Source organism: Terriglobus roseus, assembly GCF_900105625.1.
Classification (GTDB): domain Bacteria; phylum Acidobacteriota; class Terriglobia; order Terriglobales; family Acidobacteriaceae; genus Terriglobus; species Terriglobus roseus_B.
Window position 1 is genome coordinate 1827423 of the sequence record NZ_FNSD01000001.1, and the last position, 23757, is coordinate 1851179.

A 23757-nucleotide genomic window follows, 5' to 3' on the forward strand; every position below is an offset into this window, starting at 1 on the left:
GCCCCCAGGTTTCATCGGTATGGCACTTACGAAGCAGACTCGACGGCAACCAGTTGCGGCTGCTCGGATGCTGCCGGAGTGGCTGCAGCGGCACCGGCCTTGGCGTCGCCGGGCTTGCGAATGTCGATACCGCCCTTGAAGAAGGCGCCATCTTCAATGGAGATACGTGCGGCGATCACGTCGCCGGTCAGCGAACCTTCGCTACGAATGTCGATACGGTCGCTGGCCTGGCAGTTGCCACGGACCTTGCCCAGAACAACGATCTCGCGCGCGGAGATGTTTGCAGCAACCTGGCCGTTGCGGCCAACGGTGACGCGGTTTCCGGGCAGATTGATGGTGCCTTCGATGCGGCCGTCGATGTACAGCGACTCAGATCCGGTGACTTCGCCCTTGATCATCAGGCTCTTGCCGATGGTGGCCTGTTCGCCGGTTGCGGCGGCTGCCTGGGGCGATGCGGTGCGGGTGCTGGGTGCCTCAAACGACGAAACCGGTGCGGCCGGCGTGGCCGGGCGGATGGGTTCGGGAGTGGAGGGTGTGGCGGGACCGGAGCCGGGAGTGTTGGGTTTCCACATGAGCTTCTGATGTTCCTTTCGGCTTGTAAAATCCGGGCGCAACGGGCGATTCCATCGGCCGCGTACGCGAGAATGTATGCCTGCATCTTACTCCGACCGTTACTCCGTAGATTCTGCTGCGATGCGGAAAACTCTTCCCGAATGCGGAGGAATCGACTTCGATACGCGAACGAATTTTCGCTGTGACGTACCCGCGACGGTTTTGGACGCCTCGCGCCCATTAGTCTTCGCATATGCTGAGAACCCTTTGCAGCGGGCTGGTGGGTTGGCTGGCGTTCTCGATCAGCGCGGCCGCCGCACCGAAAATGCACACTGTCGCACTGGGTCCTGCACGACGCGTGGCGGATGTTGCGACCGAAATTGCCCACAAAAACAAGGGGAATAGCTCCGCGACACTGCGTATCCGCGCGCTGACCGTGGACGGCATCCTGCGGGAGTGGACCACCGGCAACCAGCACAGTGTGACCGAGCGCAGTTTTGTTTCACGCCGGGTTCTGCGCGTGAACGACGCCCTGCCGGGCGATACGGCTGTCCGGTGGGTTTGGCTGCCGGGATCTTGGATCTTGGTCGATCGCATCTCCGGGCGAGTGACGCCACTGCATCTGCCAGATTTCGACTCGAGCCTGAGTGAGGTCGTCTGGTATCGCGATTACGCGGCCTACTGCGGCGTCCACACCGCCGGGAAGGGTGCTGGCGTGACCGCCCAGGTCTGGCAGATTGGCGCGCGTCGCGCTGCGCTGTCCCGGGTCATAGCGGGTTGGTCACAGGCAGAGCGTGTGCGGCCCCTGTGCGCGACGCCTGTGTGGCAGCGAGAGCCGATGCGCATCACCATGCAGGCAGCGGGCGGCGATGCCATTTCATACGAGGTGGTAGGAACCTCAATGCAGCTGGTAGAGGATGGTGAAGGAGCAGACGATGACAACTGAAAGAATCTCGCCGCTGGATCTGGATGCGCTCCTGCAGGATGCAGCCGTAGCGCACGGGCATTTATGCGCAGGACAGGTGCTCGGCGTGCGGATGGCAATGCATGCGTGCCATCTGTTGGGTGTGGAGGAGCCGCGCGGCAAGGATCGCAAGCGACTGGTGACCTTCGTCGAAATTGACCGCTGCGCAACCGACGCCATTGGCGTCGTGACAGGTTGCAGGCTTGGGAAACGCGCGCTGAAATTCGTGGACTGGGGCAAGATGGCCGCGACCTTTATCGATCTGCAGCGGGACGCCGGCGAGGATGTCTATGGTGGTGTGCGCATTGCCGCGCGTGAAAGTTCACGCGACCTGGCACGCGAGCGCTTCCCTGAGATGACGGACAAAAATCAGCAACAGATGCGTGCCTATCGCGAACTAAGCGACGACGATCTGTTCACCGTTGAGCAGGTGGAAGTGACCCTGCCGCCGAATGAGTTTCCGGGGTTCAAGAGTGGTCGAGTAGCCTGCGCGGTGTGCGGCGAGGGGATCAACTACGAGCGTGAGGTCGTCGTCGATGGGCGAGTGCTGTGCCACGGCTGCGCGGCGCCGGAGAGCCGCTACTACCGCGTTGTTTCTTAGTGGCTCTCATCCCAGACTTGTCATCCAGAGCGGAACGAAGCAAAGCTAAGTGCGTCGAAGAATGACAAGTTTGTGGTGGGAGGCGGCCACTCACGTGACGTACAAAGGCCGGTGCGTCGCCACACCGGCCTGGACCCTCGTGTCTTGAATCAGAGAATTGAGTTACCGGCGACCATAGCCCCCACGGCCGTAACCGCCGTGACCGTAGTAGCCTCCGCGTCCGTAGCCGCCTACATATCCTCGGCCGCCATAGCCGTAACCGCCACGGTAGTATCCACGTCCGTAATAAGGACGACCGTAGTAGCCGCCGTAGTAGGCAGGATAGCCATAGGCGTAGGGTGCAGGATACGCAGCATACGAGGGAGCATAGTAACCGCCATAAACCGGTGCTCCGATGCTGATGCCAAAGCCGATGCGCTGAGCTTCAGCCTTGTGCGGCGCCGCAAACAACAGGGCACCTGCAAGGGCCGCACCCGTAAGCCACTTCGAAATCGTCTTTGTCATGCTCATTACCGCACCTCCATCGTGCAATAGTGAGAACCCACCGACTCCTGGAATGTTGCGCGTTCTGCGATAAAAACGCGGTGGTGCGCCGGTTTACGCCGAGGCTTGTGCGGTCTCAACCGCGTGGGCAACCCGCAGTAATTTGCTCTCCTGAAAGTGTCCCGCCAGCAGCTGCACGCCGATGGGAAGACCCTCCTGCGTGCTGCCGATCGGCACGCTGACACCGCAGATGCCTGCAAGTGATGCGGCGACCGTGTAGATGTCCGCGAGGTACATGCTGATGGGATCGTCCGTCTTCTCGCCAAGCTTCCACGGCGGTGTGGGTGTCATGGGTGCGACAATCGCGTCGACCTGCTCAAAGGCCGCCTGAAAGTCGCGCGCGATGAGTGTGCGCACCTGTTGCGCCTTGCGGTAGTACGCGTCGTAATAGCCCGCGGAGAGCGAGTAGGTTCCAAGCAGAATGCGACGCTTGACCTCTGCACCGAAGCCTTCTTCGCGACTCTCGCGATACATGGCGGACAGGTTCTTCGGCGATTCACTGCGGTGTCCAAAACGCACGCCGTCAAAGCGGCTCAGGTTGCTGGATGCTTCAGCCGTTGCGAGCACATAGTAGGTCGGCACGGCGTACTGCGTATGCGGCAGGCTGATGGAATGCACGGTGCAGCCTTGCGCCTTCAGGTCTTCTACGGCTTTCTCGATCGCCGCACGAATCTCCGCATCAAGTCCTTCGGCGAAGTACTCGGCAGGGATGCCGATGCGCATGCCTGCGACGGGCTTTGCGGATTCTGCAACATAGTCATCCACGGGCGTCTGGGCGCTGGTGGCGTCCATGCTGTCAGGGCCTGCGAGCACGCCCAGCATGGTCGCGGCATCCTGAACGGTGTTCGTCATCGGTCCGACACGATCGAGCGAGCTTGCGTAAGCGATCAGGCCATAGCGCGAGATGCGGCCATAAGTCGGCAAAACCCCCACGACACCGCAGAAGGCCGCGGGCTGGCGTACGGAGCCGCCGGTATCCGTGCCAAGCGAAGCCGCAACGAATCCGGCCGCGACCGCTGCAGCTGACCCGCCGGATGATCCGCCGGGCACGCGATCCAGCGCACGCGGATTGCGTACCGGGCCAAAGGCGGAGTTCTCGTTCGACGACCCCATGCCGAAGGCATCGCAGTTCAGCTTGCCGAGCAGAACCGCACCGGCTGCGTCGAGCTTCGCAACGGACGTTGCATCGTAGGGCGGATGGTAGCCCTTCAGAATGGCGGAACCCGCGGTGGCAGGCGCGCCCTTCATTGCAAGCAGATCCTTGATAGCGATCGGCACTCCGGCGAGTGGTGGCAGCGTCTCGCCCTTCGCCGCCATGGCATCGATGCGCGCGGCCTGGGCCAGCGCACGATTCTCTGAGAGCGAGAGGAAGCTGTTGATCTCCTGCCCGGCGATCTGATCTTCGGCGCGGATCTTCGCGAGGTGTTCCTGCGCGAGCGCGGTTGCCGTGGTGCTGCCGTTCGTGATGGCGGCGCGGATGCTTTCGATGGTGCGTGTTTCAGTTGTCATCGGTGGTCCTGGGGTGGTGCTTGTCCTGGTCTGTTGCGGCGCTGGTGGTCGCGCTTCGCGCGATATCCCACCCTTTGCTGCGCAAAGAATGGGGTGCCCGATCTGGTGGCATCCCGAGCTAGCGCTCGATGACCTTGGGCACGCGGAAGAAGCGGCCATCGGTATTGGGCGCTTCGTGCATCACCGCGGCGCGGTCGACGGAGGGCTTGGGGTCGTCTGGTCGCAGCGAGGATCCGGTCAATGCAGGCCCCCGCTGGAGAAACTGCCCCACCTGCGCCATGGGCTCCACGCCTGTTGTGTCGAGCGCACTGAGTGCAGCGATGTGGCCCAGAATCGCATTCAAGTCGTGCTGCATGCGCGGCTCTTCTTCCGCGGTCAGTTCGAGGTTCGCGAGTGTTGCGACATGGCGCACCTCGTCCAGCGTGACGCTGCCTGCGGCGATTTCGTTCGAATCGGTGGTCATGATGTCTTTCCCGCACGCGCCCTGGAAGGAGCTTTCGCACGCGGATTGTCTTGAGATTTATCGGCCAGGCGCGCCCGTGACGCGGCTACTGGCAACAGAAAAAGTATATCGGTCAGGGGCACGCCGCTGATACGGGCGAGCTCACGCTTGAGTTGATCTGCGGTGGAGCGCAGTTGCACCTGCCATGCAGCGTCCGCCACCGTAACGGTGGCGATGCCCTCTTCGAAGTTAGTCACCGATGATCTCTCCGCGATCCCGTGCCCCGCTGCCACAGGCCATGCGGAGGCCAGGCGATCCAGTGGAGAGAGGCTGGACAGCGACTTCGCCAGCGAGCTTCGGAGCACATCGCGCATCAACTGCATGACCACTTCCCTTCCTACTCGAAGAGCGTGGGACGGTCGTACTGGCCGGCCTTCGTGGGCACGGGGATGCCGAAATGTTCGTAGGCCCGGCGCGTCGCCACACGACCGCGCGGCGTGCGGTCCAGGAAGCCGATCTGCATCAGGAACGGCTCGTAAACCTCTTCGAGCGCGTCTTCTTCTTCCGCAAGCGCTGCGGCAAGCGTGTTCAGACCAACGGGACCGCCGTCGTACTTCTCGATGATGGTCATCAGCAGACGGCGATCGAGTTCGTCGAAGCCATGTTCGTCGACTTCCAGCATCTGCAGCGCGGCCTTCGCGGTTGCGCGGTCGACTGTGCCGTTGGCGCGCACCTGCGCATAATCGCGCACCCGGCGCAGCAGGCGGTTGGCGATACGCGGTGTGCCGCGAGAGCGCATGGCGATCTCCGATGCGCCGTCCGCGTCGATGCTGACGCCCATCACCTCGGCGCTGCGTTCCACGATGAAACGAAGGTCATCATCGTTGTAGAACTCAAGCCGCAGCAGGATGCCAAAGCGCGAACGCAGCGGGGAAGACAGCAGGCCGGGGCGCGTGGTGGCGGCGACAAAAGTAAAGGGGCGGATCTCCATCACATGCGTACGAGCAGCGGGGCCGGAGCCGATGATGATGTCGAGCTTGTAGTCCTCGAGCGCGGTGTAAAGCTTTTCTTCCAATACCGGTTGCAGCCGATGGATTTCATCCAGGAAGAGCACTTGCTTCTCACGCAGATTGGTCAGGATGGCCGTGAGGTCACCCTGAATCTGCAGCGCGGGCCCGCTGGTCTGCTGAAAGCCGACATTCATCTCGTTGGCGATGATGGTGGCCAGCGTTGTCTTGCCGAGACCAGGAGGTCCAAAGAGCAGCACGTGATCCAGCGCCTCACCACGCGACTTTGCCGCTTCCAGCGCGATGGCGAGCTGCTCCTTCGCCTTCGCCTGGCCGATAAATTCGCGCAGTTGCGTAGGGCGCAGCTTCAGTTCGAAGGCGGCGTCTTCGCCCACGCTGCTGGCGCTTACCAGCCGCTCCGCCTCCGCGCTCTTGGGCGACCGGCTGCTGTCAAAACGCTTCTTGTTCAGGAAGTCCATCTACAGGCGATGGTACGGCGAAGATCGCCTTGCCGCAATCCTCACGGAGTTGCCGTCGCAGCACCGCTGCCGCGCCAGCGGAACTGGAAGTCCAGAACGGAACGCACCGTGTAGGGGCGGCCATCGATGCAGAACGGGTCGAAGCGCCACTGCTTCGCGGCGAACTCTGCTGCGGCCCGCAGCGACGGTTCGCCGGAGAGTAGCTGCGTCTGCGTGACATTGCCCTCATGGTTGACTTCTATCGCGATGACCACTTCCCCGTCGATATGCGCACGGCGAGCCTCCTCCGGAAAGACGGGCTGCACGCTGGCGATGGCATGCGATAACAGCAGACGCATGGGGACAGTCATCGGTTCGTGACGCGGCTTTTCTACCTTCTTCGGACTTCTAAGGCAGTCTGCATGCGCAATGGCTGCGGACAGCAGAACCAGTGTCGCCAACGTTCGTAATCCCGTCATGCGGATGATTGTAGGGCCGCGGGCTTGATAGTCTTGTCGGACTCACCATGACCTCCACCGCCAAGGCTCCTGCAAAATGGATCGTGCCGCTTGCCTTTGGCTGCGTGTACTTCTTCTGGGGTTCGACGTTCGTCGCCATCCGCTATGGCGTGCAATACCTTACGCCAGGGTTCGTGTCGGGCTTCCGATACCTGGCCGCGGGGCTGGTGCTGCTGGTCCTGTTGCCGATCCGCGGCGTCAGCATCCAACTGAATCGTCGCGAGTTACTGCGCGCCGTGGTTCTGGGCCTGTTGATGCTGACCGGTAACAATGTGCTGCTGGGGTGGGCGGAGATGTATGTCACCGCGGGGTATGCGGCGCTGCTGACGGCGAGTGTGCCCATCCTGATCGCGATGTGCGAGAGCCTCATTCCGGGTGGCGCTCCTTTGAATCGCATGGGATGGGTAGGCAGCGGCCTTGGACTGGCGGGGCTGGTGCTGCTGCTGTCGCCGGTTCTGCGGCATGGATTGGTGCTGAACCACGGCGGTGATGCCGAGCGAGCGCTGGCGCTAGGCACAGTGATCCTGGTGGTCGGTATCGCCTGCTGGGTGGTGGGATCGTTGTTGTCGGGACGGTGGCCTTCGAAGCTGGACCCTTTTGTCGCGGCGGCTTGGCAGATGCTGATTGCAGGCTTCGCGAATGTACTCATCGGCACGGCAGCAGGCGGATGGCACGCGGCACGCTGGACGCCGGGTGTCTTCGTCGCGCTGGCGTGGCTTGCAGTCTTTGGATCGCTGGTAGGTTATACCGCGTACACCTATCTGCTCCACCACGTTCCGGTCGCGAAGGTTGCGACCTACGCCTACGTGAATCCCATTGTTGCAGTGGTGCTAAGTGCCGTGTTTCTGCACGAAGGTCTGCATGGATCGCAGTGGTTTGCGATGGCAATCATCCTTATTGCCGTGGCGATTGTGACGGCTTCGAAGAGCAAGCCAAAGGCTGCGTAAGCAACGACTCAGTTCGCTTCCAGAACTTGAGCCGCCGCACGCAGGCCACTGCGAAGAGCTCCGTGAACAGTTCCCCAATGACCGGTGGTGTCGGTATGTTCGCCCGCGAAGAAGAGGGTCTTCTCGACGGGCAGCGACATGCGTTCGGAGGCGTCGACCGCGCCCACCGGAACCCACGAATACGCTCCCAGTGCAAAAGGATCACGCTGCCAGTCATGGCTGTGATGCGAGACAAGCTGGTCGAGCACCTGATCCTGCGTGACACCGAAGATCCGGGCGAGATCGCCGCAGGCTATGTGTGCGATCTGGTGGTCGGTCAGGGCTGCGAAACGGTCCGCGGCGGGGCCGCCGCTCCACGCGGTCAGAACCGGGTCGAGGGATGGGAATCCCGTCCAGAAGACATGGAAGTGAGGCTCATCGGTACCGCCTAGCTCGGTCGGCAGAAGGAACGAAAGCTGCTGCAAAGCTTCGTGCTGCTGGCTTGCGATCTCCGCCCACCAGCGCGTACGGAAGACAAGGTTGATGCGGCAGACCTGCCCCATAGCCATACGCCTGGCATCTTCGATGACGTTCGCTGGTGAAGGTGTGAAGCGAACCGCATCGGCCTGCAGGACACCGAGCGGCAAGGTGATGATTGCGGTATCTGCCTCAAGCACTTCGCCCGATGTGAGCGTGATGCCAACGCGACCGGCAGACCATGTGACTTCATTCACATGGGCGCTGATACGGATCGAACCGCCCGCGCGGGCAAGCCGCTCTGCAAGAGCCTGTGGGAGACGGGCATAACCACCGCGCACATGTGATGCCCTGTCGCCGTTGATGCTGTCTTCAGCACGCTGCTGCAATGCCAGCGAACGCACGGAGATGCGGGATGCATCGGCAGCATTGAAGCCCTCAACATAGCTGGTAGCGCCTGACGCAAGCTTTTCGTTCGCGTCCTGTCGTGAAAGATAGTCACGGAAGCTGAGGTCTTCGGCGGGATGTTCCTCGCTCCACGACGTCATCTGCTCCAGCAGTGCGAATGGATCCTTGTCGTCCTCGTCCTCACTCTCGGCTTCGTCTTCTACGAAGAGTGAACCGTCGGGTGTGTAGTGAAAGTTGCTGCCGGTAAGTTCGAAGGTGGGGAGGTCAAGTTCTTGAAGAAGTGCGAGCAGTTCCGGCGGCTCGCCGTGGACGAACTCTGCACCAAGTTCAACGGTCGCGTCGCCGGCATGGGCGGTAAGGATGCGTCCACCTACACGTTCCCGCGCCTCGAGGACGATGACGTCATAACCAGCTTTAGCAAGCCTCACCGCTGCAATCAGACCCGCAACACCGGCGCCAACAACTAGAACACTTTTCACGACTACCGAACCCCGCTAACTTGCTGGCTTGCTGACTCGCTGGCCTGCTGCCTCTTGAGCAAATCGCGCAGCAGGTTGATCGCCTCGGCGCGCGAGCGGATACTGCCTTCCAATTGCGCATCTTCAATCTCGCTCAGAAGTTGTTTGAAGCGTGGGCCGGGTTTCAGGCCCGCGTCGATCAGGTCGCGGCCAGTCAATAGCAGCGCGGGCTTCCACTCTTCCACGGGTGCCGCTTCGAAGTGTTGCTTCGCGTAGTCATACATCCCCAGCAGGTTGTGCGAACTGGTGACGTCGAGCTTGTGCAGCGCGAGGTGCTCTGCAAAATTCTGAAGGCGGAAGAAGCGCTTCAGCGTGCTCTGCTTCATGTTTTTCACATCGCCAAAGCGCATGTGATTGGCGACCAGCGCGACGATCTGATCGGTGTCCGCAGTCGAGAAACGCAGACGGTTCAGGATGGCGCGAGACATCGTCGCGCCGACATCTGCGTGGCCGTTGAAACGGATGCGTGGCTTCGGGTCGGCGGGATCGGGCGCGCGAAAGGTTGGCGGCTTGCCCACGTCGTGCAACAGAGCTGACCAAGCCAGAGTGGGCCTGGCACCTGCTTCCAGCTTTTCCAGCAGCATGAGGGTGTGAATCCACACATCCCCCTCTGGATGCCATTCCGGCGGCTGCTCGACGCCCCTCATCGCCCAAACTTCCGGCAGGACGTATTCAAGCAAGCCACTCTCGTCCAGCAGCTCAAAGGCGCGGCGCGCATGACCTTCCGTCAGCATCTTCGTCAGTTCGTCGCGAACGCGTTCATTGCTTACCTGGCTGATAGCTGCGGCCTGCTGCTGCATGGCTTGCATCGTCGAATGCTCGATCTCGAAGCCGAAGCGTGCGGCGAATCGCACCGCTCGCAGCATGCGCAGCTTGTCTTCGCGAAAGCGCCGTTCCGGGTCGCCGATGGCGCGCACGATGCCTGCGTGCAGATCGTCCTGGCCGCCGACGAAGTCAAGAACGCGGCTGGCGATGTTGTCTTCGGTCAGACCGATAGGGTCGAGCAGCATGCCGTTGATCGTGAAATCGCGGCGAACCACGTCTTCCTGCGGCGTGTCGGCATAGCTGATCTCGTCCGGGCGACGGCCGTCGGTGTATTCACCATCACTGCGGAAGGTAGCGACCTCGGTCTGCACTTCGCAACCGGCATCCTTGTTCGCGGTGCAGACGATCACCACGCCGAAGTGCATGCCGACCGAGAAGGTACGGTCAAATCCCATCAGCACCTTCTCCGGCGTCGCGGAGGTGGCAACGTCATAGTCCTTCGGCTCGATGCCAAGCAGCAGATCGCGCACACAACCGCCCGCGAAGTACGCGTCAAAGCCGCGTTCGCGCAAAGACCGCACGATGTGCAGCGCGGCCTGAAATCCCGGACTCTGGGCGAAGTTCATCGTAGTTTTAGATGACCCCTGGGACGGATGCGATGGGAGACAAATCTACCCCGAACGATGCAGGATATGGCGAAAATTCTTCCCTTTTGCGGGACATCCTTCGCTGCTCGAGAAGCAATGCCGGTCTGTCTCGCTAGTATAGGCATGTGGGCAGTGGACTGATTCTGGGCATTGAAAGCTCGTGCGACGAGACGGCGGCCGCGGTGGTGCGCGGTGGCCGCGCAGTTCTGTCGAACGTCGTCGCGTCGCAGATGGAGATGCACGCGCTCTACGGCGGCGTGGTGCCCGAGCTGGCTAGCCGTGAGCATCTTCGGAACATTGTCCCCGTTGTGCGCGAGGCCTTGCGCGCCGCTCATGTGTCTGCTGAAGATCTCGATGCGATAGCCGTCACCGCCGGCCCCGGACTTGCCGGTGCGCTGCTGGTCGGTATCTCGTTCGCGAAGGCGTACGCGTTTGGTTTGAGCAAGCCCCTGATCGCCGTCAATCATCTCGAAGGACATATTCACGCGGTGCTGATGGACTCGGGTGCCCCGGCTGCGTTGCTTGCTTTGGTCGTCAGCGGCGGGCATACGCATCTGTACCTGGCAAATGAAAACGATGGCTCCTGGCGTTATCGCAATGTGGGCCGAACCGTGGACGATGCAGCGGGCGAGGCCTACGACAAGGTCGCGAAGCTGCTGGGTCTGGGCTATCCCGGTGGACCGTGGATCGACCGTTTGAGCGCGCATGGCAATCCGCTGGCGGTGCCCTTCCGTTTTGTCTCGATCAACCGTGGGACCGAGGAGGAGCCGAGCTTTGACTTCTCCTTCAGCGGCATCAAGACGGCTGTGCTGCGGTACGTCGAGACGCACGGCATGAAGCCGGCGATCGAGGCCCGGCGTGCGGCGCTTGCGCGGATCGACCATCCCTCTCTGGAAGATGTGCTCGCACTTTGCGACGCGGAGACGCTGGATCTGATTGCGTCATTTCAGTACGCGGTCGTCGGCAACCTGGTACGGCAGACCATGGCGGCGGCAGGGTACTTCGGAGCGAAACACATCGTGGTCTCCGGCGGCGTCGCGGCCAACCGCGCCTTGCGCGCACGATTTGCGGAAGTTGCCGACCTACGCGGACTTTCGGTGGACTTTCCCGCAGCAGCGCTATCGACTGACAATGCCGCCATGATCGCCGCGGCAGCATGGCCGAAGCTGCGCCACGGTGAGTTCGCTGGTGCCGATCTGAACGCGACGCCGCAACTGCGTCTCGGCTAAAAGCTCCTTGTTTCCGTAGACCGCAGGCTCCTCAGCTAGAATCAAGCTCGGACTGCGGCGGCATGACAGCGCGATTTGCGCATGGTTCCGGGCGCGCACGCAAGTCGCTGAAGGAACGACCCTCCTCGGATGGCCATCGAACTCTTCAATACCCTGGGCAGCCGTATTGAGCCGCTTACGCCGTCGCGCGACAACACGCTGCGCATGTACTGCTGCGGCCCCACCGTGTATGACTACGGCCACATCGGAAATTTCCGCACTTTTCTGCATGTCGACGTGCTGCGGCGCACCGCGCGTCTGCAGGGTTTCGCGCTGAAGCACGTCATGAACATCACGGACGTGGATGACAAGATCATCCGCAACGCCGCACTTGCAGGCGTTCCGATCAACGAATACACCGCCAAGTTTGAGAAGGCCTTCTTCGAAGACATGGACGCGCTGGGCGTTGAACGGCCGGAAATCATCGCGCGCGCGACCGAGAATATCGGCGAGATGGTGAAGCTGATCGAACAGCTTGCCAGCGAAGACATCGCGTACAAGACAGAAGATGGATCGTGGTACTTCCGGATCGCCAAGTTCCCGGACTACGGCAAGCTCAGCGGCAAAGACCTTGAAGGCATGGAAGACGGCGCACGCGTCGATGTGGACGAGTATGAGAAGGACGCCGCGCGCGACTTCGCGCTCTGGAAGGCGGTAAAGCCAGGCGAAGCATCGTGGGAGACGGAGATCGGCACCGGCCGTCCGGGTTGGCACATTGAGTGCTCGGCCATGGCGATGAAGTACTTGGGACCGGACTTCGACGTACACGGCGGCGGCGAGGATCTGACGTTCCCGCACCACGAGAACGAAATTGCGCAGAGCGAGTCTGCCAGCCACCAGCCCTTTGCGCGGCACTGGTTCCACGTGCGCTTCCTGCTGGTGGAAGGCAAGAAGATGTCGAAGTCTGAGGGCAACTTCTACACGCTGCGCGACCTGCTGCTGAAGGGCTACCGCGCTTCGGCGATTCGCTTCCTTCTGATCAGCGTCCCCTATCGCCACCAGATGAACTTCACGTTTGAGGGGCTGACGGAGAGCGCAAACGCGATCGAGCGTTTGCGGACGTTTGCGCGGCGCGTCGATGCGGCTTCGAAGAATGCGGCACTGTCGGTTGAGCGCAACGAAGAGCTGGATGCACTGGTCGTGGACAAGCTGGCCGCCTACCAGGCAGCACTTCAGAACGATCTGAATACTGCCGAAGCTCGCGCCGCGGTCTTTGATGTAGTACGTGCGGCGAATATCACGCTGGACAATGGCACCTTCGGCCAAGGCAATGTGGAGCGGATTACGAAGCTGCTTGCGGACTTCGACACCGTCTTCGATGTATTGACGGATCGCGATGCCGCCATCAGCGAGGCCGCTGTCGCCTGGGCAACGTCGGAGGGCCGCAGCGATGAAGTTGCACCCGAGCTGCTGGCTGCACAGAGCATCACCGAAGAGCAAATTGAACAGCTCATCGCCGAGCGCACGGACGCACGGAAGCGCCGCAATTTTGCGCGAGGCGATGCCATTCGCAATGAGCTGATGGAGAAGGGCGTCGTCATTGAAGACGGTAAAGACGGCGTTACCTGGAAGCGAAAGTAGAGTTAATTACCAGTAATCAACAGGGGTAGCACAATCGGATACCCCCAATGCGAAATGCCGTCCGGCATTCGCGAATGGCGGCTCTATACTCCGCACAGGCGTTTCGAATTAATCGCCGAAGGAGCACAATTCATGGCGACCACGACCATTACCGTCGACGAATTCCAGGCACTTGAGCAGCGCGTCATGCGCACAGTGGAACTGATCCGCGCAGAGCGCGAAGCACGCGCCAGCGCCGAGGCGGAAGTGGCTGCGATGAAAGAACTTTTGGACGTTGCCTCCAGCGAGAACTCTGCACTTACCGTGGAACTTGCGGGCCTGAAGCAGGAGCGGGAGCAGGTCAAGGGCCGCGTGGACGCAATGTTGAAGCAGCTGGACGACCTGGGATAAGCAAGAGGTATGGAGAACACAAATCCAGTTTCGGTGTCGGTCGAGATTTACGACCAGACGTATCATCTGCGCGGCATCGACCCTGCGCATATTGATCAGCTTGCGCGCATCGTCGACGGCAAGATGCGCGCAGTTTCGGCGCACGGAGCCACCGTCGATTCGCTGCGCGTAGCCGTTCTCGCCGCGTTGAACATCGCGGACGAACTCACGGAGTTGCGTGCGCGCCATCGCGAACTGCTGGACTCACTTGACACCACGGAGACGACAAACCGCCGCCGTGCGAGTTCCTTGAGCAACATGCTGGATGAAGCGTTGAGCGAACCCTATCACCGCATCGCCGTTTAGGCGTGAGTCAACATCAACAAAGGGCCGGGCACAATGCCCGGCCCTTTGTTGTTGCTCATGCCCGGCAACGGCAAGCAAGGTTCAGCGATGGGGCTTCCGCCAAGACGCTATTGCGGCGCCCCTTGCGCAGTGACCATGAACCCTTGTCTGACTGAAGTTCGGTCGCCAATCGAGCGCATCCAATGTTTGACAGCGTTCGGCCGGGCTTCACTCTCCTGCGCGCCGCTGGGAGGAACCACATGCCGCTCCTCACCCGAGGTCTTGCCCTCACTTTGCTTTCGCTGAGCGCTCTTTGCGCGATGGCGCAGAAATCATTACCGCACGAGCAGTCGATCCAGGTGAACGTCTTCACCACTCCGGAAGCAGCGGAAACTATAACGTCCCGGGACGTTCAGCTGCTGGATAATAAGCAGCCGCGTCCGATCGCGTCGCTGCACCGGGTCGGGTCAGCAGGCGATCCGGTGCATGTCATTGTGGTGCTGGATGCGGTGAATATCCCATACATCCGCATGGCCTACGAGCGCGAAGAGATTGAGAAATACTTCAAAGCGAATGGTGGCAAACTCTCCAATCCGACGACCTTTGCCGTCATTACTGACAGGTCGTCCGAGGTGCAGAAGGGCTTTACAACCGACGGCAACGGATTGAGTGCACTGCTGGAGACGTACCCCATCGGTCTGCGAGAGGTTCGTCGCGACCAGGGTATCTGGGGTGCGGATGAGCGCACGCAGATCTCACTCAAGGCACTGTCCGAGCTCACCGAATTCGCTGCCAGCATTCCCGGCCAGAAGATGGTGCTTTGGGTTTCGCCCGGCTGGCCCCTGCTCACCGGTATTCGCATTGACCTGACCAACGCGCAACATCAGGGCATCTTCCGCAGTGTCGTCGATTACTCCCGGCAGTTAAGGCTGGCCAAGGTGACGCTCTACAACATCAACCCGATTGGGCCGGAGGAAGACCTTCTGCGGGCGAACTACTATGAGGACTTCGTCAAAGGCATTACAAAGTCACAAAACACGGACATAGCCGACCTGAGCCTGCAGGTGCTGGCCGTGCAGAGCGGTGGACAGACCATCACAGGCAACAGCGATGTCACTGGAAACCTGGCAAAGTGTGTTGCGGAGGCGCGTTCGATGTACGAACTGACCTTCACGCCAGCGCCTGCGGAACACGCAGATGAATTTCACCCTCTGCAGGTGACAATTGCGAAGACGGGCGTCACGGCACGCGCTCGCAATGGCTATTACGCGCAACCGTGATGAGACGTTGTAGCGCGGACTGCACGCTATTTGCCTTTGCAGACGACGATTCACGCCGAGTTCATGGGTGTGGAAAGAGCAGTGTTGCTTGCCTTGCCAACATGCGGGTCTCCGCGTAGCATCTGCAACAGATGACCGGCCTGCAAAGCAGGTGCGGGGAACAACGCCGGTTGAACCAATATCCATTGAACAGGGGTTCGGCTCGTATATATGGTTCGGTGTGCAGTGTCGGCCAGTCCCGAATGCCTAAAGAACCACGGCTGAATCCCACCGCTTAGTAGCGGGTTCACCGGCGCTTCCTTCACGGCCCAGTGGGTCGGTTTTCTTCCTCAGCAGTTGTGCGTCCTTTGCGATCCCAGGCAAGTCAGTGTTCTCTCGCCGAGGCCGCAACACTTCCCCGCCTACTTTCCCCTCGCTACCGCTCGATGTATCGCCGCTCTCCTGCCGGGATCGCGAACGGCATGCGATTGCTCTCAGGCGGTATGGGGCAGGATGTGTGAGCGGAGAATGCGCACAGTGGATTGCGTGCCTGGTTGAAGTCGAGCACGACCTCTCCCGGCGCACTCAGCCCATGGTCCGGTAGCCGAGCATCCAGGAATCTTCCGCCCTGGTAGGTTGTCGTGCGACTCGTCCTGTCCTTGAAGACGAAGAACAACGGCTTCTCGCGGCCCTGGTAGACGCTGGGCTCCAATCGGACAGTGCGACCGTTCACCGTGAACTCCGCCACGCCGTACGACGTGTCTTCATTCACCTGTCCAAGGATATTGGCGACGCGCAGCACCTGCGGTTTTGGGTACGGTATCCATTTGGCGACGATGCGATAACGACCATCGGGAGCGTACCAGCGAAGGCCGTGGAAGGCGAGCAGTTCTGGCGCGCGGAGATCTCGTCCAACCAGGAAGAAACCAAACTTGTGCCGGAGAACGAAGTTCACGCTCCCTTCGACGAAAGTCGGCGAAGTGCCCTCCGCATCGAAGACCACAGTGCCTGACGCAGCTGGTTTGCCACCGATGAACAGGTCGCTCGGGAAGCCACCTGAGGGCGGCACAAACTCGATCTGCTCACCATGAAGGCGCACTACGCCCAGATTCGGCGCGACGTGATCCAGATGAATCCTGCTCCCTGCGGCCGAGCCGATGGTCGTATCGCCGTCTCTCAGTTTCTCCAGTGAAACCATGCCGAGGGCGCTCTGCGGGCCTTGTAGGACCTTCGCCTGAAGTTCACGGAACTGCTGAATTTCTTCCCGTTCTGCCGGCGATAACGCCTGCACACCTGCGAGCGCCGTGAGCGGCACCAGCAACAAAGCTACAAAAGCCTGAAACTTCATTTCGAACTTCCTTCCGGGTACAACCGGCAAGCACCGTGTCATCCCGCACAACTGGACCGTGAAACGCACATCTGACGCATGAACCGCACAATCAACGTCTCACAAGTATCCTTACTAAAGATGTACCCGCACCTCGCACGATTCGGACCGATCACTATCCCCACATTTGGCGCAGTCGCGGCGCTCGGGCTGGTGCTCGCCATTTTGCTGGCGGCGCGTGGGGCTCGCGTCATGCGCATCAGTGAAGATGCCGTGTGGAACCTGTGCCTGTTCACCGCCGGCGGCACGCTGCTCCTTTCGCGCGTCGTGATCGTGGTGCAGGTCTGGAAGGCGTTTCTGCACTATCCGCTGTACATTCTCACGCTGCCCACGGTGACCAGGTTTGGCCTGCTGCTGGCGCTGCTGTGTGGCGTGGTCTACATGCTCTTCAAGCGGCTACCCTGGCTTCGGACGGCTGACGCGGTAGCTCCCGCAATCCTGCTGCTGCAGGGCGCCCTGCACCTGGGCACGCTCTTCTCCGGCGATGACCTAGGTGCCGCAACGACGTCGCCCATGGGCCATCTCATCCGCGCCGATGACGGCTATCATCCCGTCGCGCTTTACTCTGCCGTGCTGTCGCTGATGGCGGCCGCTGTTGCGTTCGCCTGGCTGCACCGCGAGTCGCAGACCGGTGAGACCTTTGGACTCTCCCTCACGATGGCCGCGCTGATTCGCTTCTTTATCGATGAGTTTCGCCCCACCTACGTGCTGCCGGACGCCTTCGTCGGTGGCTTTCTTCGCATCGACCAGTTGCTGCTGACGCTGCTTGCAGCGGCTGGCCTGTGCTTCTTCTTCACGCGAGGCAAGCGCCTCGAGCAGGGGGCACACTATGCCCAGTAAAAACATGCTGCCCAAGGGCAAGCGCCGCCAGTCGGTTAAGGCGGACTACCGCGCCGCACGCGACGTCGTCACCGATGCTGAGCGGCAGGAACTTGCGCTCGCCGAAGCGGCCCTCTACGGCGAAGTCGTCGACATTCCAACGCCCGTCATTCCCAACACCGCTGTGCCCGATCGCCCAAAGCGCGCGGGCAAGGGTGGATTTCAAAAGAGTGGTCGTCGTCAGATCGGCAATGCGGAAGCCGCGCCCTTGTTGCCGCCCTCGGAGATGGACGAGGACGACGACCTGATCGTTCCCGATCCTGCGGCACTGCCGCTGGGCGCTCGCAAGAGCTGGATCGCCGAACGCGAAGCTCGCGGCTACCGCGTGGATCAGTATCTGACCAAGGTGCTGCCCGGCATCTCGCGCGCCCGCGCACAGTTGCTGATCGACCACGGCCAGGTGCGCATCAACGACATCGTCGTGAAGTCAAAGCAAAAGATGATTGGCGGCGAGAGCGTGGTTGTCGAAGGCGAGCCTACGCCCACACCGCTGCGCGCCACCCCCGAGGATATTCCGCTCTCGATCATCTTTGAAGATCGCCACATGGCTGTCATCGACAAGCCTGCGGGCATGATGGTGCATGCGGGCAGCGGCCTGACAGATGATGCCCGCAACAACGGCACGCTGGTCAACGCGCTGCTCTTCCACTTCAAAAATCAGCTCAGCGATGTGGGCGGCCCGTTGCGCCCCGGCATCGTGCATCGCCTGGACAAGCAGACCAGCGGCCTGATCATGGTGGCCAAGAGCGACCAGGCGCATCGCGCGCTCGCCGAGATGTTCAGCGAACGGACGCTTGAGAAGCGCTACATCGCGCTCGTCCACCGGCATGTGAAGAGCGATCGCGGCCTGATTGATTTGCCCATCGCACGTGATCGTGTTCGTCGTACCCGCATGACGACACGCGTCGCCAATATCTACATGACGACCGCCAGTCATGGTGCACCCAGCCTTCGCCATCCGGATGAGCCAGAGCCAAGCATGCGCCGGCGTGCCAACGATCCGCGTCCCGCGCGCACCCATTACACCGTGCTGGAACGGCTGCACACCACCGCGGGCGACTTCACACTATTGGACCTGAAGATCGAGACCGGCCGGACACACCAGATCCGCGTGCACATGCAGTCACTGGGTCATCCTGTCGTTGGCGACACGCTGTACGGTGCGCCTGCAAAGATCCCGGGGATTGCTCCTGCGGCTGTACCTGCCGAGGGCAAAGAAGGCCCATCGCTTCGCCGTAACTTTCTGCATGCTGCGCATCTGCGGCTGCAACATCCCATCACGGCAAAGCCGTTGGATTTGTCGGCTCCTTTGCCGGCAGAGCTGACGGAGTTGCTCGACAGCCTGCGTGCGCTGGAAATACCCGCGCGAGCGCCGCAGCCAGACTTGCGCGAGGATTGGTAAACTACGCCCGATATGGCTGTTCTTCGCAATCCCGTGGTCCGCGCCCTTGCCGCCTGTTCCCTGGCTGCTTCGATTGGTTTTGCCCAGCAGGCTGGCGCTCCGACAGCGGCGCCCGCAAACCCGCAGTCGACTGCGCCTGCCGCAGCACCGGCTGCGCAAACGACGCCCGAGGTCGCTGCGCCACAGGCTGGCAGCGATTCCGCCGCGCTAACGATCCGGGCCTTCGTGCCGGAAGTTCCGCTTGTCTTCACCGTCACCGACGGTAAGGGGCGCTTCGTCACAGGTCTGAAGCAGTCGGATTTCGGCTTGCTGGACGATGGCCGCAAGCCCGACCGCATCATCAGCTTTACGCAGCAGGCGAACCTTCCCCTGCGCATCGGCATTCTGCTGGATACGTCGAACTCGATCCGCTCGCGCTTTCAGTTTGAGCAGCAGGCTGCGACAGAGTTCCTGCTGCAGGTGCTGCGGCCCAAACAGGATGCGGCCTTCGTGCTCGGCTTTGATGTGCGCCAGGACCTTGCGCAGGACTATACCAACAGCATCGACAAGCTGAGCTCCGCCATTGAGAAGCTGCGGCCCGGTGGCGGCACGGCCTTCTTCGACGCGGTCTACACGACCTGCCGTGACCAGATGCTGACGGTGAAGTCGAATGAGACCATCCGCAAGGCAATCATCATCGTCTCCGACGGCGAGGACAATTATTCGCGCGTCTACGAGCAGGATGCGATCAAAGAATGCCAGCGCGCCGAGACGATCGTCTACACCATCTCGACAAACGTCAGCCCCAGCAAGGATAAGGGCGACGAAGTTCTTTCGCGATTGAGTGACGCGACCGGCGGACGCGCCTTCTTCCCGACCAAGATCGAGGATGTGGCGCGAGGCTTTCAGGCCATTCAGGAAGAACTTCGTTCCCAGTACTCGCTACGCTATCGCCCAGCCGGGTTGAAGCAGGATGGCTCATTCCGCACCATCTATCTCACCGCACTGGATCAGCGTTATCACGTCCGTGCGCGTAAAGGTTACTTCTCGCCCAGGGCTCCTCAGTAAGGACTGTCACGGCTTCAGCCGCTGAGATGGAACAGCAAGACATAGAAATGGCTTTAGCAACAGAGATGAGAATCTCGGCAGCTAAAGCCATTTTTTCGCTCTTCGTAATCTCTCCGGCTCACGCCTTTCTGCTTCCCCAGGCGTTTGCCGATATGCCTCAACGGTGGCGAGGGGTTACAGAGTTTATCGCCGTGTCCCAAGTGCAGCGAGTAACTCAACTGCCACTGTAAGTCCCCGGCGTCCTTCAATTGAAGTAGCTCTTTTGAAGATGCCCCACAGACTGAGTGGCGGATCCGTCTTCTTCTTGCCTGACGAATTCATAGCGGCTGCGATGCAGCTCATGGTCTCGGGTTCGATGGAGCCGAGGATCTTGGCTGCTGCAATCATGTTGCGCAGTGCATCCACGCTCTCCTGAACGCGTGCTCCTTCTGCGATGTGACCGACGATGGCATCTTTTGCGTGCACCATGCCGTGCAGGGCATCCAGGATGCCCTGGTCGTGAGCTTCCTGCAGAAGGTCATACGCGACCAGCAAAGCCTCAGCATGCGCGCGAGGTGCAGCCTCCAGCCGCCGCATCAATCCGTCCTTCGGATCGTACGGTAGCGGCGTAAATGCAATTGGATTTGCCATAACTGCTTGCTCCCTGTCTCTAGACGGTCGTCGTATTGATCTGCACTAATGTGTCGCTCGCGGCGGTGCCCGGCTTGCGATAGCCAGCCTGCTCCCACTTCCGTTCGACTTCGACGCCGTGCTGTGGTGTCCGCTTTCCGTTCCGGAAGTTTTCAGCCATTAACGGCGACCGTCCCTTTGGCTCCAGGATGCGCATACGGACCGCCGTTTCCTTATACGCCGGCGTGTGTGTCGCGCGGTCCACATGCGCGCCGGTGAGCTTGTTCACGGGGTCGACCACATTGTTCATGGGCATATACAGCTCATGGCCCTGCACGCGATCCGTTACAAGGACGCGAGCACGGATGATGCCCCAGCGGCTTTCGACTTCCACCTTGGTCCCACTCTCGATGCCGCGCTCTGCGGCCAGTTCCGGCGACACCTCAACCCAGTTGGACGGTGTCATGCGATTGATGCCGGTCACCTTACTGGTCATGGCCCCCTGCTCGAAGTGTTCGAGCACACGACCGTTATTCAGATGCAGATCGAAGTCCACACCTGCGTCTTCACTTGGTGGAACGTATTCCAGCGGGAAGAATTTCGCCTTGCCATCCGCGAAGGGAAACTCTTTCAGGAAGAGTACGGGCGAATCGGTGCCGTCCTTGGCGACGGGCCACTGCAGGCTCTTATAACCTTCAAGCCGTTCATAACTCACTCCGGCAAACGACGGCGTAAGTTCTGCGACTTCAGCCATGATTTCACTCGGATGTTTGTACTCCCAGTGCGCTCCCAGGCGATTGGCGATGAGCTGAATGATCTCCCAGTCAGGCTTCGAATCGCCGAGAGGATCCAGCGCCTTATAAAGGCGCTGGATGCGGCGCTCCGTGCTGGTGAACGTGCCATCCTTTTCGAGCGAAGGAGACGCCGGCAGTACAACATCGGCATACCGCGCAGTCTCAGAGAAGAAGATATCCTGCACCACAAGGAACGGTATCCTGCAAAGCGCCTGCGCAACGAAGTTGGCGTTGCCGTCGCTGGTGATGGTGTCCTCGCCCTTGATGTAGAGCGAGTGCAGTTCACCCGCCATGATGGCGTCCATCATTTCGTGGTTGTCCTTGCCCTTCTTTACGGGCAGAGTGACCGACCAGGCGGCCTCGAACTTATTGCGAACCTCGGCATCATCCACACCTTGATATCCGGGGAAGTAGTTGGGCAGCGATCCGAAGTCACTGGCTCCCTGCACGTTGTTATGGCCGCGCAGTGGGTAGGCTCCGGCGCCGGGCCGGCCGAAGTTTCCGGTGGCAAGCAGCAGGTTGGCAAGCGATGTGGAGGTATCCGATCCGCCGCAGTGCTGCGTGACGCCCATGGCCCACAGAATGCAAACACCATCGGCCTTCACCACTTCCTCCGCTACCTGCTTCAGCGTCTCAACGCTGATGCCGGTGATCTCTTCCGCATGCTCCAGCGTGAAGGGTTCCAGGCTCTTGTAGTACTCCTCAAACTGGTTCACACGGCTGGTGATGAACTCCTCTGCGTGCCACCCCTGATCGATGATGTATTTCGTCACTGCTGAAACCCAGACAAGATCGGTACCGGGTCGCGGACGGAGGAAGAGATCTGCGCGCTCTGCCATCTCATGTTTGCGGATATCGCTAACGATAAGGCGCTGACCGCGTAGCTTGTGCGAACGCTTCACGCGTGTTGCCAGAACCGGGTGACTCTCGCTCGTGTTGGAACCGATGATCAGGACCAACCCTGCCTTCTCAATGTCTGCAATGGAACCGGAGTCACCGCCCGTCTTCACCGTGCGGCTTAACCCCATGGTTGCGGGCGTCTGGCAGTAGCGGCTGCAGTTGTCGACGTTATTCGTGCCAATGACGGCACGCGCCAGCTTCTGCATCAGGTAGCTCTCTTCGTTGGTGCACTTCGAGGAAGCGATGAAGGCTAGCGCATCTGGTCCGAAGTTCTGCTTGATCTCAGAGAACTTGCTTGCGATGAGTGTCAGTGCCTCGTCCCACGTTGCTTCGCGGTAGGTAGAGTGCTGTCCATCGTTCACGCGGATCAGTGGCGTGCGGAGCCTGGCGAGAGAGTTCGTGTACTCATAACCGAACTTGCCCTTGACGCAGGTGGAGATGCCGTTTGCAGGGCCGTGCATCGGTTCGATCTTAAGAACATGGCGATCGCGCGTCCACACATCGAACGAGCAGCCGACGCCGCAGAAGGTGCACACCGTCTTGGTGCGCTTCACACGAGCCTCACGCATCGTGCTTTCGATATCGCTGAGCGCCAGGATCGGTGGATAGCCCGTCTCCGGCTCAACGCCCTTGACGACTTCGATCATGCTGTCGAGTGTGCCGGCGGGCAGGTTGGTCAGTGTGCCGGCGCGCTGCAGCATGCTCTTTTCCATGAGCGCGTTACATGGGCAAACGGTAACGCAGTGGCCGCAACTGACGCAGCTTGATCCGGCAACCTGCTCGCCGCCATCCCAAAGCACGCGCGGGTGCTTGCTTGTCCAGTCGATGGAGAGAGTTTCGTTCACCTGCACATCCTGGCAAGCCTCAACACAACGGCCGCAGAGAATGCACTGGTCGGGATCGTAGCGATAGAACGGGTTGGAGTGATCCTGCTCATACGGCTTATGCAGGAACGGCCGTTCCTGGTGCACCACACGCATCTCGCCCACGGCGTTGTGGATGGTGCAGTTGCCGTTGTTGTTGTCGCAGATGGTGCAGTAGAGATCGTGATTCTGCAGGACGCGATCCATCGCCTCGCGCTGTGCGCGGTCGGCGCGCGCGCTTTCAGCGAACACCTTCATGCCGGGACGAACGACCGTCGCGCAGGCACGTACGAGCTCCCCGTCCACTTCGACCATGCAGGTATCGCAGGTCTGGATGGGTCCCATCTGCGGCAGGTAACAGAGCTGCGGCACGCTGCGGTAGTTCCCCATATGCTCCGAGCGTGAAGCGTCCTCTGCTGTGCCGGGATACTCCATCTTCGAGGACGCGGGGGACAGCGCAAACTCGGGATTTTGGGCTGAAGCGGCGCGTTCCGACGGCGTCAGCTTCTTGTCCTCAAGATGGAAGCCGGCATCGGCGATGGATGCATTCGCCTGCGCTGCAGCGCGATTCAGCACCTCAATCAGCAACTCGCCTTCGCCCGCGGACACTTCGCGACCATCAATCGACAGGTTGAAGGTGTGCGGCACGGCAAGCGGCGTGTTCAGCAGGCGCTTCGGGAGCTCAGTGACAATCTGCGGCATAGACACCTTAGGATGCA

At 60.9% G+C, this 23757-nt stretch carries 23 protein-coding genes; 11 read left to right on the forward strand and 12 right to left on the reverse strand.

Annotated elements, in window-relative coordinates; translation table 11 throughout:
• Positions 1–26: 26 nt before the first annotated feature.
• Complete coding sequence (locus BLW03_RS07430; protein WP_074653065.1) at positions 27–572, reverse strand: bactofilin family protein; 546 nt, start codon at positions 570–572, stop codon at positions 27–29.
• Positions 573–805: 233 nt separating this feature from the next.
• On the opposite strand from BLW03_RS07430, the gene BLW03_RS07435 reads away from it, so the two are divergent.
• On the forward strand, positions 806–1498 hold the full coding sequence (locus BLW03_RS07435) for a hypothetical protein (protein ID WP_074653066.1): 693 nt from the start codon (positions 806–808) through the stop codon (positions 1496–1498).
• Positions 1488–2117, forward strand: coding sequence for an FmdE family protein (locus tag BLW03_RS07440; protein WP_074653068.1), 630 nt, complete (start codon positions 1488–1490; stop codon positions 2115–2117). Before BLW03_RS07435 ends, BLW03_RS07440 begins: the two co-directional genes overlap by 11 nt.
• Positions 2118–2279: 162 nt before the next feature.
• On the opposite strand, the gene BLW03_RS07445 is transcribed toward BLW03_RS07440, so the two are convergent.
• From BLW03_RS07445 to BLW03_RS07470, 6 genes are all read right to left on the reverse strand, one after another.
• Positions 2280–2621 carry a hypothetical protein gene (locus BLW03_RS07445; protein ID WP_212733156.1) on the reverse strand — a complete coding sequence of 114 codons (342 nt, stop codon included), beginning with the start codon at positions 2619–2621 and terminating at the stop codon, positions 2280–2282.
• A 93-nt stretch (positions 2622–2714) separates the two neighbouring features.
• Entirely contained in the window at positions 2715–4169 is a 1455-nt protein-coding gene (gene gatA / locus BLW03_RS07450) for an Asp-tRNA(Asn)/Glu-tRNA(Gln) amidotransferase subunit GatA (RefSeq protein WP_074653072.1), read from the reverse strand.
• A 118-nt stretch (positions 4170–4287) separates the two neighbouring features.
• Positions 4288–4632 (reverse strand): Asp-tRNA(Asn)/Glu-tRNA(Gln) amidotransferase subunit GatC, encoded by a 345-nt coding sequence (gene gatC / locus BLW03_RS07455; protein WP_074653073.1) that lies wholly within the window; start codon positions 4630–4632, stop codon positions 4288–4290.
• A complete protein-coding gene (locus BLW03_RS07460; RefSeq protein ID WP_074653075.1) occupies positions 4629–4994 on the reverse strand; it encodes a DciA family protein in 366 nt (121 codons plus the stop codon). The genes gatC and BLW03_RS07460 overlap by 4 nt, the downstream gene beginning before the upstream one ends.
• 14 nt (positions 4995–5008) lie before the next feature.
• Positions 5009–6097: a Holliday junction branch migration DNA helicase RuvB gene (gene ruvB, locus BLW03_RS07465; RefSeq protein WP_074653077.1), complete on the reverse strand. Its 1089-nt coding sequence runs from the start codon at positions 6095–6097 to the stop codon at positions 5009–5011.
• A 41-nt stretch (positions 6098–6138) separates the two neighbouring features.
• The gene (locus tag BLW03_RS07470) at positions 6139–6555 is read right to left on the reverse strand and encodes an energy transducer TonB (RefSeq protein WP_083350390.1); all 417 of its coding nucleotides are present in this window, start codon (positions 6553–6555) and stop codon (positions 6139–6141) included.
• 47 nt (positions 6556–6602) lie between these two features.
• Between BLW03_RS07470 and BLW03_RS07475 the strand changes: the two genes are divergently transcribed.
• Entirely contained in the window at positions 6603–7541 is a 939-nt protein-coding gene (locus BLW03_RS07475) for an EamA family transporter (protein WP_074653080.1), read from the forward strand.
• An 8-nt stretch (positions 7542–7549) separates the two neighbouring features.
• Here the strand turns inward: BLW03_RS07475 and BLW03_RS07480 are convergent, their stop codons facing one another.
• Both BLW03_RS07480 and BLW03_RS07485 read right to left on the reverse strand, forming a co-directional pair.
• A complete protein-coding gene (locus BLW03_RS07480) occupies positions 7550–8884 on the reverse strand; it encodes a flavin monoamine oxidase family protein (RefSeq protein ID WP_074653082.1) in 1335 nt (444 codons plus the stop codon).
• Between the two features lie 2 nt (positions 8885–8886).
• Positions 8887–10314 (reverse strand): CCA tRNA nucleotidyltransferase, encoded by a 1428-nt coding sequence (locus BLW03_RS07485; protein ID WP_074653083.1) that lies wholly within the window; start codon positions 10312–10314, stop codon positions 8887–8889.
• 146 nt (positions 10315–10460) lie between these two features.
• Here BLW03_RS07485 and tsaD point away from each other — a divergent pair, with 146 nt between their 5' ends.
• From tsaD to BLW03_RS07510, 5 genes are all read left to right on the forward strand, one after another.
• Positions 10461–11564 (forward strand): tRNA (adenosine(37)-N6)-threonylcarbamoyltransferase complex transferase subunit TsaD, encoded by a 1104-nt coding sequence (tsaD, locus tag BLW03_RS07490; protein WP_074653085.1) that lies wholly within the window; start codon positions 10461–10463, stop codon positions 11562–11564.
• 129 nt (positions 11565–11693) lie between these two features.
• Positions 11694–13184 carry a cysteine--tRNA ligase gene (gene cysS, locus BLW03_RS07495; protein ID WP_074653087.1) on the forward strand — a complete coding sequence of 497 codons (1491 nt, stop codon included), beginning with the start codon at positions 11694–11696 and terminating at the stop codon, positions 13182–13184.
• Between the two features lie 132 nt (positions 13185–13316).
• The gene (locus BLW03_RS07500; protein ID WP_074653088.1) at positions 13317–13574 is read left to right on the forward strand and encodes a hypothetical protein; all 258 of its coding nucleotides are present in this window, start codon (positions 13317–13319) and stop codon (positions 13572–13574) included.
• A 9-nt stretch (positions 13575–13583) separates the two neighbouring features.
• A complete protein-coding gene (locus BLW03_RS07505) occupies positions 13584–13919 on the forward strand; it encodes a cell division protein ZapA (protein ID WP_074653091.1) in 336 nt (111 codons plus the stop codon).
• A 239-nt stretch (positions 13920–14158) separates the two neighbouring features.
• On the forward strand, positions 14159–15178 hold the full coding sequence (locus BLW03_RS07510; RefSeq protein ID WP_074655851.1) for a VWA domain-containing protein: 1020 nt from the start codon (positions 14159–14161) through the stop codon (positions 15176–15178).
• Between the two features lie 415 nt (positions 15179–15593).
• On the opposite strand, the gene BLW03_RS07515 is transcribed toward BLW03_RS07510, so the two are convergent.
• Positions 15594–16505: a DUF1684 domain-containing protein gene (locus BLW03_RS07515; RefSeq protein ID WP_074653093.1), complete on the reverse strand. Its 912-nt coding sequence runs from the start codon at positions 16503–16505 to the stop codon at positions 15594–15596.
• A gap of 120 nt (positions 16506–16625) precedes the next feature.
• Between BLW03_RS07515 and BLW03_RS07520 the strand changes: the two genes are divergently transcribed.
• From BLW03_RS07520 to BLW03_RS07530, 3 genes are read left to right on the forward strand one after another with little or no spacing between them, the layout of a single operon-like run.
• Positions 16626–17384 carry a prolipoprotein diacylglyceryl transferase gene (locus tag BLW03_RS07520; protein ID WP_212733157.1) on the forward strand — a complete coding sequence of 253 codons (759 nt, stop codon included), beginning with the start codon at positions 16626–16628 and terminating at the stop codon, positions 17382–17384.
• The gene (locus BLW03_RS07525; RefSeq protein WP_074653097.1) at positions 17374–18825 is read left to right on the forward strand and encodes a pseudouridine synthase; all 1452 of its coding nucleotides are present in this window, start codon (positions 17374–17376) and stop codon (positions 18823–18825) included. The genes BLW03_RS07520 and BLW03_RS07525 overlap by 11 nt, the downstream gene beginning before the upstream one ends.
• 12 nt (positions 18826–18837) lie before the next feature.
• On the forward strand, positions 18838–19872 hold the full coding sequence (locus BLW03_RS07530) for a VWA domain-containing protein (protein ID WP_074653098.1): 1035 nt from the start codon (positions 18838–18840) through the stop codon (positions 19870–19872).
• A gap of 183 nt (positions 19873–20055) precedes the next feature.
• Here BLW03_RS07530 and BLW03_RS07535 read toward each other — a convergent pair whose 3' ends face one another.
• Positions 20056–20502: a helical membrane plugin domain-containing protein gene (locus tag BLW03_RS07535; RefSeq protein ID WP_074653100.1), complete on the reverse strand. Its 447-nt coding sequence runs from the start codon at positions 20500–20502 to the stop codon at positions 20056–20058.
• Positions 20503–20521: 19 nt separating this feature from the next.
• Positions 20522–23740: a formate dehydrogenase subunit alpha gene (gene fdhF / locus BLW03_RS07540; RefSeq protein WP_074653101.1), complete on the reverse strand. Its 3219-nt coding sequence runs from the start codon at positions 23738–23740 to the stop codon at positions 20522–20524.
• Positions 23741–23757: the final 17 nt, after the last annotated feature.